Origin of the sequence: Gluconacetobacter tumulisoli (genome assembly GCF_014174155.1) — a bacterium.
Classification (GTDB): Bacteria; Pseudomonadota; Alphaproteobacteria; order Acetobacterales; family Acetobacteraceae; genus Gluconacetobacter; species Gluconacetobacter tumulisoli.
Map to the genome: position 1 here is coordinate 64,996 of NZ_JABEQM010000006.1, position 14,685 is coordinate 79,680.

Sequence of the window (14,685 nt, forward strand, 5' to 3'; positions counted from 1 at the left end):
CGTCACGTGGCGTCTCATCTGGAAGCGAGTATGATTACCGTCCTTCTCTTTTTGCATCTGTTCGTCACCCTTGCCCTGATCGGAACGGTCCTGATCCAGCGCAGCGAGGGCGGTGGTCTGGGAATCGGCAGCAGCCAGGGCATGGGAACCTTCATGTCCGGTCGCGGGACCGCGAATCTGCTGACGCGTGCCACCTCGATCCTGGCGGCGATCTTCATGATGCTGTCGCTGACGCTGGCCGTCATGAATCGCGGGGCTTCGACCGGCGCGGGCCATGACATCCTGGCGCAGCCCGCGGCGCCGGCGCCCACGCCCACTCCGGCTCACTGAAGACGCATGGACATCCCCGCGCCCGGGCATGGGCGCGGGCTTTTATCGCTCCCGTCCAGTCGGCGTATTCGACTATGGGCTTCCCACGGCGGGGGGAAACGGTGTAGGGAGGCCATCCATGACGCGGTTTGTATTCATCACTGGCGGCGTGGTTTCCTCCCTCGGTAAAGGCATCGCCTCAGCAGCCCTCGCGGCACTGCTGCAGGCGCGCGGCTACCGGGTCCGGCTACGCAAGCTCGATCCCTATCTCAACGTCGATCCGGGCACCATGAGCCCGTATCAGCACGGCGAGGTCTTCGTTACCGATGACGGTGCGGAAACCGACCTGGACCTTGGGCATTATGAACGCTTCACCGGCGTTCATGCCACCAGGGCCGATAACGCCACCACCGGACAGATCTATTCCGACGTGATCGCCCGCGAACGGCGCGGCGATTACCTGGGCGCGACGGTTCAGGTCATCCCCCATATCACGGACGCCATCAAGGAAGCCGTGGTGGCCGGCACGGACGACCTGGATTTCGTCCTGGTGGAAATCGGCGGAACGGTGGGCGATATCGAAAGCCTTCCGTTCCTGGAGGCGATCCGCCAGTTGCGCAACGACCTGGGCGCGGCCCAGACGATGTTCGTCCACCTGACGCTGCTACCCTGGATCCCATCGGCCGGTGAACTGAAAACCAAGCCGACGCAGCATTCCGTCAAGGAACTGCAGAACGTGGGTATCCAGCCCCAGATGCTGCTCTGCCGGTCCGATCGTCCGATTCCCGACAACGAGCGTCGGAAAATCGCCAATTTCTGCAATGTGCGGCCCGAAGCTGTGGTTGCGGCCCTGGATGTCGACACGATCTACGCCTGCCCGATCTCGTACCATGCCGAGGGCATGGATACCGAGGTCCTGCGCCATTTTGGCCTGCCCTTCGACCAGGAACCCGACCTTGCGGCGTGGCATCGGGTGCTCGAGGCCATGCGCCATCCCGAGGGCGAGGTCCGGATCGCAGTCGTGGGCAAGTACACCGCCCTGCTCGACGCCTATAAATCCCTGATCGAGGCGCTGCAGCATGGCGGAATCGCCAATCGCGTGCGCGTCAAGCTGGACTGGGTCGAATCGGAGATTTTCGAGAAATCGGAAACGGCGATCGAAGCCCTGCGGGACGCGCATGCGATCCTGGTCCCCGGTGGCTTCGGCGAGCGCGGAGCCGAGGGCAAGATCCAGGCCGTCCGCTTCGCGCGGGAACATAATATTCCGTTCCTGGGAATCTGCTTCGGCATGCAGATGGCGGTCATCGAATGTGCCCGGAACCTGGCCGGGCTGCCGAACGCCTCGTCGACCGAGTTCGGCGCCACCGACGAGCCGCTGGTCGGCCTGATGACCGAGTGGGCACGGGGCAACGACTGGCTGCGCCGGCGCGAAGGCGGGGAACTGGGCGGCACCATGCGCCTGGGGGCCTATCCGGCGAAGCTTGTCCCCGGGTCGCGGGTGGCCGAGGTCTATGGCGAGACGGAGGTCCGGGAGCGGCATCGTCACCGCTACGAGGTGAACGTCCATTACCGCGACATCCTGGAGAAGGCGGGCCTGCGCTTCTCCGGCATGTCCCCGGACGACATCCTGCCTGAAATCGTGGAATATCCGGACCATCCCTGGTTCATCGCCGTGCAGTACCATCCGGAACTGCTGTCCAAGCCGTTCGATCCGCACCCGCTGTTCTCCGGCTTCGTCGGGGCGGCGGTAAAGAAGATGCGCCTGGTATGACCGGTTCCGTCGCCGTCTCCGTCGGTGGGCTGGTCGTCGCCAATGACCGGCCCTTTGCCCTGATCGCGGGGCCGTGCCAGATCGAATCCGAATCCCATGCGATGGAGATGGCCGAGGCCCTGCACGCGATCGCGCACGAAACCGGCGTCGGGCTGATCTATAAAAGTTCGTTCGACAAGGCCAACCGGACCAGTCTGGGGGCCGCGCGCGGCGTCGGCATGGCCGCGGGGCTGGAGATCCTGGCTCGCGTGCGCGAACGATTCGCTGTCCCGGTCCTGACCGACGTGCATACGGCCGAGCAATGTGCGCCCACGGCCGAGGCGGTGGACGTGCTGCAGATCCCTGCTTTCCTGTGCCGGCAGACCGATCTGCTGCTGGCCGCGGGGGAAACAGGGGCCGCGATCAACGTCAAGAAGGGGCAGTTCCTGGCCCCCTGGGATATGGCCAACGTCGCTGCCAAGATCGCGTCGACCGGCAACAGCCGTATCATGCTGTGCGAACGGGGCACCACGTTCGGCTATAATACCCTGGTCAACGACATGCGCGGCCTGCCGATCATGGCCGCGACGGGATATCCGGTCGTCTACGATGCCACCCATTCGGTCCAGCAACCGGGCGGACTGGGGGGCGCGTCGGGCGGCCAGCGGGAATTCGCGCCGATTCTGGCGCGCGCTGCATTGGCGATCGGCGTGGCCGCGGTATTCATAGAAACCCACCAGGATCCGGACAGCGCGCCCAGCGACGGCCCCAACATGATCCCGATCAGGGAGATGAAGGCGCTGGTGACGCGCCTGGCGACGTATGACCGCCTGACCAAGGGCGGTGTCTGAAGGACCCGGCCCGGCCCCTTATATCAGCCGCGCCAGAAAGACGGCCAAAAGGCACGTCAGCACGACGACGGTGATGCACAGCCGCAGGGCGAGATAGCCCGACGGCAGCTCTCCCCTGCGCCATGCCGCCCTTTCCATCAGGAAGATGCCCCCAAACGCGGCCAGCAGGACGGCAAGGGCCGCGGCCGTGTGGCCCAGGAAGGTCAGGTGGATGGCCAGCCAGCCGATCAGGACAGGGAGTCCGCCCAGCAGCAGGCGCCGGTTATCGGTCCGTGCCGTTCCGGGGGCGGACAGGATCGCCGGTGCCTCCAGCGCCAGCCCCCAATGAACCGCCCCGGTGAAGGCCAGCAGAAGGGCGGAATATTCCACCAGCGCCATCATGGGGCCGGGTACCGGACGATCCGCCGGAAAAAAGATCACTCCGACCGAACAGACGATGACTGGAAACAGGCTGACGATCCCCATTATGATCGCCAGAAGGGGCAGGCGCTTCATGTTCTTCTCCATCACCTCCTGCTAAGGTCCCCACCGCGACGGGTGGCGCCCCATTATGCCGGATCGTGACGGACGATGGGACATCCGCCTCGTCTTGTCCGGTCTTCAAGGGGGGGGCGAGCCGGTCGCCGTTGCGTCTTCCGGCCGAACCTGCAACGGGCCCAATATCCACATAACGAGGAAGCAGATCCATGAGTGCTATCGTCGATATCATCGCGCGCGAGATCCTGGACAGCCGTGGCAATCCGACGGTCGAGGTCGATGTCGAACTGGCGTCCGGCGCCAAGGGCCGCGCCGCCGTCCCGTCGGGCGCGTCGACCGGCGCGCACGAGGCGGTCGAACTGCGTGACGGCGACAAGTCACGCTATGGCGGCAAGGGCGTCCTGAAGGCCGTCGAGCATGTCGAGAAAGAGATCCTGGAGGCCCTTCAGGGCGCCGAATCGATGGATCAGGTCGCGATCGACGAGGCGATGATCGACCTGGATGGCACGCCGAACAAGGCCCGACTGGGCGCCAATGCGATCCTGGCCGTGTCGCTGGCCGTGGCCAAGGCGTCGGCCGAGGAATTGCAGGTTCCGCTCTATCGCTATGTCGGCGGTGTCTATGCCCGCACCCTTCCCGTCCCGATGATGAACATCGTCAATGGCGGGCAGCATGCCGACAACCCGATCGACATCCAGGAATTCATGATCCAGCCGGTCGGGGCGCCTACCCTGGCCGACGCGGTCCGCGTCGGGTCCGAGATCTTCGCACAGCTGAAGAAGAACCTGTCGGCCGCCGGCCACAACACCAATGTCGGTGACGAGGGCGGTTTCGCCCCCGGCCTGAAATCCGCCGACGAGGCGCTGGGCTTCATCACCAAGGCGGTCGAAGCCGCCGGCTATCGCCCCGGCGAGGACGTGACCTTCGCGCTGGATTGCGCGTCGACCGAATTCTATCACGATGGCCGCTATGTGATGGAAGGCGAAGGCAAGACCCTGGATTCGGCGGGAATGGTGGCCTACCTGGCCGACCTGGCCAGCCGCTACCCGATCGTGTCGATCGAGGATGGCCTGGCGGAAGACGACTGGGAAGGCTGGGCGACCCTGACTGCGACCCTGGGCAAGACGGTCCAGCTGGTGGGTGATGATCTGTTCGTCACCAATCCCGACCGCCTGCGGCGGGGGATCAAGGCCGGGGTGGCGAATTCGCTGCTGGTGAAGGTCAACCAGATCGGCACGCTGAGCGAGACGCTGGAGGCGGTCGAGATGGCCCATCGCGCCGGCTATACCGCGGTCATGAGCCATCGGTCCGGCGAGACCGAGGATTCGACGATCGCCGACCTGGCGGTCGCCACCAATTGCGGACAGATCAAGACCGGGTCGCTATCGCGTTCCGACCGGACGGCGAAATACAACCAGCTGATCCGTATCGAGAACGAACTGGCCACGGCCGCCCGGTACGCGGGTCGCACGATCCTCAAATCGGCCTGATTGCCCGAAAATTTTCCCCGATCCGGCGGAAACTGGAAGAAAAACAGTTCCATGCCCCTGGCGGATCGGGAATACTTTCGGGCGAAAACCGCCCCGACCCCGTGTCCGGGGCCTGGCGGAAGGGAACCTAGACCATGCAGATCGGCCGGATCATCCGACGGGTAGTCCGCATGGTCGTTCCCCCTGCCCTGTTCATCGGCCTGACCGCCTATTTCGGCTGGAACGTCATGCAGGGGGACCATGGGTTGCACAGCTACGCCGCCCAGCTTCACCTGCTGGATGAGGCCAGGGCCGCCCAGCAGGACGCAATATCGGAACAGGCGGCCTGGAGCCGGCGCGTGCGCGGCCTGAAGGAAAGCGCGCTGGATACCGATACGCTGGACGAGCGGTCGCGGGCGATGCTCAACCTGGGGCGCCCCGACGAACTGATCGTTCCCTACGGGCCGCACGACCACCTCTACTGACTGACAGGCGGGACAGCCTCCAGACAAAAAAAAGCCGGGCGGTCCGATGACGGACCGCCCGGCTTTTTCATGACACGCGATCCGTAGGGGAAATCCCCTGACGGATCGTCGGCTCGTTATTTGATCTTCGCTTCGCGGAAGGCAACATGCTTCCGCGCGACGGGATCGTATTTCCGCATCTCGAGCTTGCCGGTCTGGGCACGGGCATTCTTCTTCGTAACGTAGAAATACCCGGTGTCCGCCGTCGAGACGAGCTTGATCTGGATGGTGTTGGTCTTGGCCATGGAATCCTCAGCACTGCTCCGCCGCTGCTGGAACAATCAGGTGCAGCAGTGGTTCAAGTCGGCGGAAAATGCGCATACACAGCCTTCAGGTCAAGCGTTAGTCGCACGAATCGGCGAGATATATGTCGATCCCGCCGGGAAACAGGGAGAATCCGATAGATGCTGAGTGTCTCCGAGGCCCAGAAGCGGATTCTGGCGGACCTTACGCCCACGGGAACCGAACTGGTCTCGCTGGCCGAATCCTGGGGACGGGTCGCGGCGGCCCCTATCTGCGCCCGGCTGGACAACCCGCCGGCGGATGTGTCGGCCATGGACGGCTATGCCGTACGCGCGGTGGATTGCCGATCGGGCGACACGCTGCGCATTGTCGGCGAAAGTCCGGCCGGCCACCCCTTCCAGGGCCAGGTGGAGGCCGGAACCTGCGTGCGCCTCTATACCGGCAGCGTCCTGCCGGACGGCGCGGACAGTATCCTGATCCAGGAGAATGCGCGGACGGAAGCGGGCGATCGCATCGCCGTGCTGTCCGGGGTAGCCACAGGCCAGCATATCCGCAGGCGCGGGCAGGATTTCGCGCTGGGGTGGCCGGTCGTGCCGGAAGGGCGACACATCCTGGCGCGGGAGGTCGGGCTGATCGCGGCGGCAAACCATGCCTGGGTGCCGGTGTACAGGCGCCCCGTCGTCGCGATCCTGTCGACCGGGGATGAGGTCAGCCTGCCTGGGGGGGACATTCCCCCGGGCGGGATCGCCAATTCCAACGCGCCGATGCTGGCGGCGCTGGTGCGGGCCTGCGGCGCGACGCCGCTGATCCTGCCGACCGCCCGCGACGACGCCGCCGAGATCGCGCGCCTCGCCAGCGGCATCGAGGCTGCCGACCTGCTGCTGACCGCGGGGGGGGCCAGCGTCGGGCGCTATGACCTGGTGCAGGAGGGGCTGGGACGGATCGGGCTGTCGGTCGATTTCTGGAAGATCGCCATGCGCCCGGGCAAGCCCCTGATGCATGGCCGGATCGGCCGGGTACCGGTCCTGGGGCTGCCCGGCAATCCCGTGGCGGCGCTGGTCTGCGGCATCCTGTTCATCATGCCGGCGATTCGCGCGATGTCCGGCCGGGCGGACCTGACGGTCGACCATGACCTAGCGCGCCTGGGCAGCGCGTTGCCGGCCAACGACCTTCGGATGGATCATTTGCGCGCCAGCCTGGCCCGCGCGGACGACGGTGCGCTGGTCGCGACGGCGTTTTCCCGGCAGGATTCCGCCATGTTGCGCACCCTCGCTGACAGCCAGGCACTGATTGTCCGCCCGCCGCACGCCCCTGCGGCGGAACGGGGCGAGACGTGCCGGATCATCCGGCTGGACACGCTGTTCATCTAATATCCGGACCGTCCGGGATGTTGACGGAACACCCGGAACCAATATAGAACACGCCGGAGAGGTTTCCTGTTTGTTCCAAATTCTGGCAACGGAACGGTCAACCATCGGAATGGCAAGATCACGGGGGCCCGAATGCTTACGCGCAAGCAACATGAACTCCTGCTGTTCATCGACCGGCACCTGAAGCAGACAGGTTTTTCACCCTCTTTCGACGAAATGAAGGATGCGCTGAACCTGCGTTCGAAATCCGGTATCCATCGCCTGATTTCCGCATTGGAGGAGCGCGATTTCCTGAAGCGGCGCCATCACCGTGCCCGTGCGCTGGAGGTTCTGCGCCTGCCCGAGGTGGCGCTGCCGGCGCAGGAGAAGGATACCCCTGCCCCGCTGCTGGCCGGGGCCTTCGTGCCCAACGTCATCAAGGGTGATTTTGCCAGCCGCCTGACCGGCGCCCATGTCGCGACCGAGGCCGGGGCCATCAACCTGCCGTTCTATGGGCGGATCGCGGCGGGCCAGCCCATAGAGGCCATGCGCGACACCGGTGCGCAGATCGAGGTCCCGCTGACCCTGCTGGGCCAGGGCGATCATTATGCGCTGGAGGTCGCGGGCGATTCGATGATCGAAGCCGGGATCCTGGACGGCGACACCGTCATCATCCGGCAAAGCGATACTGCCGAGAACGGGCAGATCGTCGTCGCGCTGATCGACGATCTGGAGGTCACGCTGAAACGGTTGCGCCGGCGCGGCAGCACGATTGCCCTGGAACCGGCCAATGCGCGCTATGAGTCCCGCATCGTTCCGTCGGACCGCGTGCGGATTCAGGGACGACTGGTGGGCCTGCTGCGGCAATATTAGAAACCGCTTTCAACCGGCTTCTTATCGGGGCGTCACATCCCCGTCGTCAGGGCGTCCGTGCCACAGGGCGCCGAAGGGCGGCAGCATTTCGGCCAGATGCCCGACCTGTTCCGGCCCGACCTGGTCCAGGTGCGGAAATTCCGCCAGAACCCTGGCCCCCCCGAACAATGTAATTGCCCGCCGGGCCTCGAGAGACGGCGGTCCGTTCAGGATCACCCCGGCCACGGCAATTCCCCGCTGCCTCAAGGCAGCCAGGGTCATCAGCGTGTGGTTGATCGTGCCTAGCTGGCTGCGTGCGACAAGGACCACCGGCAGCGCGAAGCGGGCGATCAGGTCGATCATCATGCAGTCTGCGGTGACAGGAACCATGATTCCCCCCGCCCCCTCGACCACCAGCGGCCTGTGGTCGATCACTGTCGGCAGGGCGAGGGCCGTGGCGTCGATCGAAACCCCCTCCCGCTCCGCCGCGTCGAAGGGGGACAGGGGGGCCGCCAGGACCGCCGCAGGCGCATGCAGTCTCTCGGCAGTCAAGCCAGCCAGAGCCGTGACCGTGTCGCTGTCGGCGGTGTCTTCGGCGATGCCGGTTTGCAGCGGCTTCCAGTAGGACGCCTCCCATGCCCGCAGCAGGCAGGCCGACACCAGCGTCTTGCCCACGCCGGTATCGGTGCCGGTCACGAAGACTCCCTGCCGCGCCGGCATGCGAAAGAGGCCGTAGCCGATTTCATAGGTCGCAGTGACCGCTCCGTCGCGCTCCAGATGGTGGAGAAGGCGCCGCAACATTCCGGGAGTGGTGGGGCGTACCCCCTCGCGCGGCAGCGATGCACCGATCTGGCGCAATTCCCGCACGAAATCGAGCGCCGTGCCCGGACGATCGAGGATGGTCTCGGCGTTCCATCTTCCCTGGACTGGCCAAGGCCTGTCCGCATCCAGCTGGTGCCGGTCCGGATAGGACGGTACGGGACAGACCAGACCCTGTTGGGCGTGGACTGCGCGCCATTCCGCGAAGCTGCCGGTGCACAGGGTAGACAGTGCCAGCGTACCCCCCGGCGCCAGCAGGCCGGCCAACCGGGCGAGCGTCCTTGCGCGGTCCGCAAACCATTGCATCGCCAGGCTGGAACAGATCAGGTCGAAATTTTCCCCCGCCAGGGCGGGGCATTCCGCGTCCATCGCCAGGAATCGGGTCTCGCCCCCCAGGGGGGCCAGCCGCCGTCGCGCCCGTTCGACCATCTTGGGGGCCAGGTCCGTGACCGTCAGGACGGCATCGGGAAACATCCGTCGCAGTATTTCGCTCAGGAATCCGGTGCCGCACCCAACCTCCAGAATGCGGGTGGGCGGGCAGGCAGCGGCGTGAGCCGACGCGATGCGATTGGCCAGCCGGTTCGCCACCAGGAACTGGACCCGAGCGGCCGCATCGTACGATTCGGCACCACCGAATCGCGCGGCAATGAGTTGCCTGCGTGTCGTCACGACACCCTTCCCCGCCGCGTCATGCCGGATATGGCGGCGGCGCAGATGGCCGGATGGGTCAATGGCAGCAGGTGGCCGCCCTCCGCCACCCACTCGATCGGCACGCGCGTGCTGAAACAGGCCCGTGTCATTTCGGCCGTCACGATCGGATCGTTCCCCCCTGCGAGAATGGCAAGGGGCGGCATTGTCCTACCGATCGCCGCATCAGCCAGGGCGGGACGGGCGTCCTCGTCACGCAGTATCGCAAGTCCCGCCGCCAGTCGTTCCGCCTGCGCCGGACCCGGCAGGTCGGCGGCGATCCCGGCACGACGGCGGAATGTCAGGACGACATCGTCAGCGTTTTGATCCAGGCCCTGGATCATGCGCCCCACGACGCGCGGGGGGACGCCTGCCGGAAAGTCCACCGCCGCGCTGAAGCGGGCAAAACCGTTGATCAGCACCATCCCGGCACATCCTTCGGGGCGACGGCGCAACAGCCACAGCGCCCCCAGCGAATGACCCACGGCGACAAAGGGACGCGACGGGCGAGCGGTCATTCGTTCCGGCCCGAAAAAGCCGAAATCGAGGTCGATTCCATCCGTTCTGTCCAGGGCGGAGCGGACCGGGGCCCAGAAATCGGGGGTAAATCCCCAGCCATGCACGAACATAAGGCCCGGCACGCCCCCCGTCCCCGCCCGATCTGACAGATCAGGCGCCAAGGCCGAAATCCTTCGCGGCGGCGCCCAGTGCGTGCAGCAGGCTGTCGATCATGCCATCCTCATGCGCGGCGCTGAGTGCCAGGCGGATGCGGGCCCCGCCGGCCGGCACCGTCGGTGGCCGGATTGCCGTACCGACGATGCCCCGTGCCGCCAGAGCCTGCGCAAGGGACAGCGCCGCGCCGGAATCCCCCACCATGACCGGGATGATCTGGGTGCTGGACGGCCCCGTGGACAGCCCCAGGGCCGCGACCCCTGCCCTGACCCGCTCGCCTAGGCCGGCCAGGCGGCAACGTTCGTCGTCCAGCGTCGGCACGAGGTCGAGCGCCGCGTCGATCGCACCCAGGACCCCTGGTGGCAAGGACGTCGTATAGATGAACCCCGAGCAGGTGCTGATCAGCCAGTCGCACAACGCCCGCGAACCCGCGACATAGGCGCCGAACCCGCCCAGGGCCTTGCTGAACGTTCCCATGGCCAGATCGACGCCGCCGGCCGCGACGGACAATCCCCCGCCGTGAGGGCCCAGGACGCCCGTCGCGTGTGCCTCGTCCAGGTAGAGGAATGCATTGTGACGGTCGGCCAGCGCGCGCAGGGCGGCAATGTCCGCGCGGTCGCCGTCCATGCTGAACACGCTCTCGGTCACGATGAAACGCAGGCCGGCCTCGGCCTCCCGTTGTTCCAGAAGACGTTGCAGATGAGTGATATCATTATGCGCAAAGCGGATCTGCCGCACGCCGGCGGCCATGCAGCCGTGATGCAGGCTGGCGTGATTCAGCCGATCGGTAAAGACCAGGGCCGGCGCCCCGGTCTGCTCGACCGACAGGCGGAACAGCGCCGGCAGGACGGCCGCGTTGGCCTGCCAGCCCGAGGCCAGCAGCAGGGCGGCCTCCGCTCCCTTGAAGCGGGCCAGCTTCTCCTCCACCGACAGATGCAGGTCGCTGGTCCCCGTCACCAGCCGCGACGCGCCGCTGCCCGTCCCGAACCGGTCGGTCCATTCCGCTGCACGCTGGCGCAGGGCGGGATGCCAGGACAGGCCCAGATAGTCGTTCGACGAAAAATTCAGCAGCCGTGTGCCGTCCCTGTGGACGACCACCGGTCCCACGCGCTCGACGGCCGACAGGCCGCGACGCACCTGTCGTCGGGACAGTGCGTCCAGGGCGGTCTGGAAAAAAGGATCGAAACGGGTCATGAAGCGACGTTTTCTGCCGGACCCCAAGGTGCCGGTCAATTCCCGTCTATTCTGTCGGAGGACGCAGCGATGACCGCACCGGACTGGTTCGAGGCAGGATTGCCCCATATCTGGCTGCCCTATACGCAGATGCGGACGGCTCCCCCCCCCCTGGCCGCCGTCGCGACCGACGGATGCCGGATCCGCCTGGCCGACGGCCGGGAACTGATCGACGGCATCGCATCGTGGTGGACGGCCTGCCATGGCTATAACCATCCCCATATCCGGCAGGCTGCCGTCGAACAGTTGGCGCGCATGCCGCATGTCATGTTCGGCGGGCTGATCCATGAACCGGCCCTGCGCCTGGCGCATCGCCTGGCCGGGTTGCTGCCGGGTGACCTGGAACGCGTGTTCTTCACCGATTCCGGTTCGGTCGCCGTCGAGGTCGCGATCAAGATGGCCGTTCAGTACTGGCTGAACCGGGGTGAAAGCCGGCGCACCCGCCTGGTGGCGTTTCGCGGTGGCTATCACGGGGACACTCTGGCGACGATGGCCGTCTGCGATCCCGAGGAGGGGATGCACAGCCTGTTTTCAGGGGTCCTGCCGACGCATTTCATCGCCGATCTGCCCCGTGATGACGCATCGCGGGGGGCGTTGGATGCCCTGCTCGCCAGCGAAGGGGGCAACGTGGCGGCCATCCTGGTCGAACCGCTGGTCCAAGGCGCGGGCGGAATGGTCTTCCATGATCCGGCGACCTTGCGCCATCTGCGCAGCCTCGCCGATCGTCATGGGATCCTGCTGATCTTCGATGAAGTCTTCACCGGATTCGGACGCACCGGGACATTGTTCGCCTGCCAGCAGGCCGGGGTGGTGCCGGATATCGTCACCCTGTCCAAGGCACTGTCGGGTGGCACCGTCCCCCTGGCTGCGACCGTCGCCCGGCGACATGTCTATGAGGCGTTCCTGTCCGACGATCCCATGCATGCGCTGATGCACGGCCCGACCTTCATGGCCAATCCGCTGGCCTGCGCGTGCGCCAACGCATCGCTGGACCTGTTCGAGCGCGAGCCGCGCCTGGAACAGGTCGCGGCGATCAGTGCGCAGATGCGCATGGAACTGGAATCGTGTCGCGGCCTGCCCGGTGTGCGGGATGTGCGGGTCATGGGGGCCATCGGCGTCGTGGAACTGGACCGGATCGAGGACATGAATCGCCTGAAGGCCAGTCTTGTCGCGCAGGGCGTCTGGATCCGTCCGTTCCGGACGATCGTCTATCTGACGCCCTCCTTCACCATCGCCCCGGCAGAACTGACGCATCTGACCCGCGCCATCCGGACCGTATTGTCCGATCCCGCCTGATCCGCGATCGGGCCTGTCCGGGACAGCGCGTCCCGGGCAGGCCTTCGGAGAAGATCAGACCTCGGCCGAGGCCAGTTCGACGTCGGCTTGCGGCTTGCCCTTGTCGTTCGACAGTTCTTCCGCCGGCCCGGTCTCGTCACCCTCGCCGTCATCGCTTTCCGTTGCGGCGGCGGCGGGACGCTGACGGGCCTGCCGTTCCTGCTGGTTCTGTTGCGCCGCCTGGGTCATGGCATTGAGGATGCGGAAATAATGCTCGGCATGCTGGAAGTAGGCTTCCGCCATGACGCGGTCGCCCGAACCGCTGGCATCGCGGCCCAACTGCAGATATTTTTCAAATAATTGCTGGGCCGTTCCGCGAATACGCAGGTCAGGCCCATTGCTGTCGAACACATGGTTCCGGTTCAGCGGGATCTGGCCGTTCTGCTGGCGTACACTTCCGCCGCCACCGCCGCCACTGCTGCCGCCCGAACGATGGTGACGGCCTCGCATGCGTTTCATGTTCATAAGCTGTCGCAGCACTTTCCTGTTAACGGTCACCATAGGGAGTCGACCGTCGGGACCACCTGTCCCCTATTGTCATTTTGGGTGCCCGGCATACCACCAGGCATGTGATCCCATCGCCCTACGCAACGATTGCAGTTTTCTGCCGCGCCTGCGGTCAGATACGTTGTCATGCGTTCAGGATCGGGACGCGGCAGTTATAAGGGTCATATGCCCCTGCCAGCATTCCGCAGCCAAGTTATTCCCTTATACACGGTCTGCCAAATGGTTTTTTGTTCAACGCCTGCCGTGCTGCATCAGGACCGCCCGTGGAATACCGCCCAGATCGGCGCGGATTTCCAGGATTTCCAGCCCCGCCTGCCGGGCCAGTCGCGGCATGTCGCGTTCCTGGCCGATCCCGATTTCGAAAATCGCAATACCGTCATGCGCCAGAAGCGACGGTAGAGCCTCCGTCAGGACACGATAGGCGTCCAGCCCGTCGACCCCGCCATCCAAGGCCCTTGCCGGCTCGTGGTCGCGGACGTCGGGCATCAGGCCGGCCAGGTCGCCATGCGGGATATAAGGCGGGTTGCTGAAGATGACGTCGAACCTGCCCTGGATCGCCGACGTCCAATTGGCGTTCATCACGGCGCAACGTGTCGCAAGACCCGTGCGGCGGGCGTTACGGGCAGCCAGGCGGGCGGCGCCGGGCGCGATATCGACCCCTACCCCCCATGCATCGCCATATTCGGACAAGGCGGCCAGCAACAGGCAGCCCGTGCCCGTTCCCAGGTCCAGCACGCTGCGGACCGACGCGCGATCCCGGCGGTGGTGCAGCAGGGCCTCGATCAGCGTCTCGCTGTCGGGCCGCGGGATAAGGGTCGTCGACGAGGTCTCGAGGTCCAGGGACCAGAAACCGGCATGACCGGTAATATAGGCGATCGGTTCATGGGCCGCCCGGCGGTCGATCGCGTCAAAGAACGCCCGGCTGGCGGACATGTCCACATTCTGCCGCGCCAGCAGACCGGCAAGATCGGTCTGTAGGACATGGGCCATCAGCAGCCGTGCCTCGCGCCGCGGGTTGTCCAGGCCGGCCGCCCGCAGGCGCTCGGTTCCTTCGGCCAGGACGGGTCCCGGAGCCTGCTGGCCTGCCATGTCCAGCCCCTTCATTTCAACGATGATCCATCCTATTCTTGCCCCCATGAACGTTCCTGTCCGCCCACGGATATGCGTTTGCGTCCTGTGGGCCTGCCTGGCCCTGGCGGTATCGCTGCGACAGGCCCGCGCCGGGTCGTTCGTCGTGGCCGACATGCGGGCCCAGGCCGAGATATCGGAAATATCCCGACTTTATGTCGATGACCAGCTTGCGGCCACGTTCCGCCTGGACGCCGGCACCCCGCAGCAAACCGTCACGATCGAGACACCGGCCGGCCGCCTGAACCACAGCTATGTCCTGTGTGGCGAGATTACCCTGCGCCTGGCCGACGGGCGCACGGAAATTCATGCGGTCAATGGCGAAGGCGTCCTGCATCATCCCGACGGGCACACGCTGGACGCCCTGGGCACACGGAATTTCACCGAATTCTATCTGTCCGATCCTGACGATCCGACCGTGGTCGAACGCCATGCCGGCCGGTCCAGCCTGTGCGCGGCGCCATCCTCGTGACCGGTGCG

The 14,685-nt window shown here is 65.8% G+C and carries 16 protein-coding genes; 9 read left to right on the forward strand and 7 right to left on the reverse strand.

The features are described 5' to 3' along the window. Nucleotides 1-30: 30 nt before the first annotated feature. From secG to kdsA, 3 genes are all read left to right on the forward strand, one after another. Entirely contained in the window at nt 31-330 is a 300-nt protein-coding gene (gene secG / locus HLH28_RS08860; protein ID WP_182957836.1) for a preprotein translocase subunit SecG, read from the forward strand. Between the two features lie 118 nt (nt 331-448). After that, nucleotides 449-2,080, forward strand: coding sequence for a CTP synthase (locus HLH28_RS08865; protein ID WP_182957839.1), 1,632 nt, complete (start codon nt 449-451; stop codon nt 2,078-2,080). Next, on the forward strand, nt 2,077-2,910 hold the full coding sequence (gene kdsA, locus HLH28_RS08870; RefSeq protein WP_182957842.1) for a 3-deoxy-8-phosphooctulonate synthase: 834 nt from the start codon (nt 2,077-2,079) through the stop codon (nt 2,908-2,910). The genes HLH28_RS08865 and kdsA overlap by 4 nt, the downstream gene beginning before the upstream one ends. An 18-nt stretch (nt 2,911-2,928) precedes the next feature. Here the strand turns inward: kdsA and HLH28_RS08875 are convergent, their stop codons facing one another. Next, a complete protein-coding gene (locus tag HLH28_RS08875; RefSeq protein WP_182957844.1) occupies nt 2,929-3,405 on the reverse strand; it encodes a DUF3429 domain-containing protein in 477 nt (158 codons plus the stop codon). A gap of 191 nt (nt 3,406-3,596) precedes the next feature. Between HLH28_RS08875 and eno the strand changes: the two genes are divergently transcribed. Beyond that, nucleotides 3,597-4,877 (forward strand): phosphopyruvate hydratase, encoded by a 1,281-nt coding sequence (eno, locus tag HLH28_RS08880; protein WP_182957848.1) that lies wholly within the window; start codon nt 3,597-3,599, stop codon nt 4,875-4,877. Between the two features lie 134 nt (nt 4,878-5,011). Beyond that, nucleotides 5,012-5,341 (forward strand): FtsB family cell division protein, encoded by a 330-nt coding sequence (locus HLH28_RS08885; protein ID WP_182957851.1) that lies wholly within the window; start codon nt 5,012-5,014, stop codon nt 5,339-5,341. A gap of 116 nt (nt 5,342-5,457) precedes the next feature. On the opposite strand, the gene rpmG is transcribed toward HLH28_RS08885, so the two are convergent. Then, nucleotides 5,458-5,625: a 50S ribosomal protein L33 gene (gene rpmG, locus HLH28_RS08890; RefSeq protein WP_176640578.1), complete on the reverse strand. Its 168-nt coding sequence runs from the start codon at nt 5,623-5,625 to the stop codon at nt 5,458-5,460. Between the two features lie 159 nt (nt 5,626-5,784). On the opposite strand from rpmG, the gene HLH28_RS08895 reads away from it, so the two are divergent. Both HLH28_RS08895 and lexA read left to right on the forward strand, forming a co-directional pair. Then, complete coding sequence (locus tag HLH28_RS08895) at nt 5,785-6,993, forward strand: molybdopterin molybdotransferase MoeA (protein ID WP_182957856.1); 1,209 nt, start codon at nt 5,785-5,787, stop codon at nt 6,991-6,993. Nucleotides 6,994-7,125: 132 nt separating this feature from the next. Beyond that, nucleotides 7,126-7,845: a transcriptional repressor LexA gene (lexA, locus tag HLH28_RS08900; protein WP_182957859.1), complete on the forward strand. Its 720-nt coding sequence runs from the start codon at nt 7,126-7,128 to the stop codon at nt 7,843-7,845. 21 nt (nt 7,846-7,866) lie between these two features. Here the strand turns inward: lexA and bioD are convergent, their stop codons facing one another. The 3 genes from bioD to HLH28_RS08915 are packed head-to-tail and all read right to left on the reverse strand — an operon-like array spanning nt 7,867 to nt 11,196. Beyond that, nucleotides 7,867-9,312: a dethiobiotin synthase gene (bioD, locus tag HLH28_RS08905; protein WP_182957862.1), complete on the reverse strand. Its 1,446-nt coding sequence runs from the start codon at nt 9,310-9,312 to the stop codon at nt 7,867-7,869. After that, complete coding sequence (locus HLH28_RS08910) at nt 9,309-9,971, reverse strand: alpha/beta fold hydrolase (protein WP_338029692.1); 663 nt, start codon at nt 9,969-9,971, stop codon at nt 9,309-9,311. The genes bioD and HLH28_RS08910 overlap by 4 nt, the downstream gene beginning before the upstream one ends. Before the next feature lie 28 nt (nt 9,972-9,999). Continuing rightward, complete coding sequence (locus HLH28_RS08915; protein ID WP_182957865.1) at nt 10,000-11,196, reverse strand: aminotransferase class I/II-fold pyridoxal phosphate-dependent enzyme; 1,197 nt, start codon at nt 11,194-11,196, stop codon at nt 10,000-10,002. 69 nt (nt 11,197-11,265) lie between these two features. On the opposite strand from HLH28_RS08915, the gene HLH28_RS08920 reads away from it, so the two are divergent. Beyond that, nucleotides 11,266-12,531, forward strand: coding sequence for an adenosylmethionine--8-amino-7-oxononanoate transaminase (locus HLH28_RS08920; RefSeq protein ID WP_182957870.1), 1,266 nt, complete (start codon nt 11,266-11,268; stop codon nt 12,529-12,531). Nucleotides 12,532-12,585: 54 nt separating this feature from the next. Here the strand turns inward: HLH28_RS08920 and HLH28_RS08925 are convergent, their stop codons facing one another. Further along, nucleotides 12,586-13,035: a DUF4167 domain-containing protein gene (locus tag HLH28_RS08925; protein WP_182958230.1), complete on the reverse strand. Its 450-nt coding sequence runs from the start codon at nt 13,033-13,035 to the stop codon at nt 12,586-12,588. 273 nt (nt 13,036-13,308) lie between these two features. Beyond that, a complete protein-coding gene (gene prmC, locus HLH28_RS08930; protein WP_182958232.1) occupies nt 13,309-14,181 on the reverse strand; it encodes a peptide chain release factor N(5)-glutamine methyltransferase in 873 nt (290 codons plus the stop codon). A 31-nt stretch (nt 14,182-14,212) separates the two neighbouring features. On the opposite strand from prmC, the gene HLH28_RS08935 reads away from it, so the two are divergent. Beyond that, a complete protein-coding gene (locus HLH28_RS08935; RefSeq protein ID WP_182957873.1) occupies nt 14,213-14,677 on the forward strand; it encodes a hypothetical protein in 465 nt (154 codons plus the stop codon). Nucleotides 14,678-14,685 lie beyond the last annotated feature (8 nt).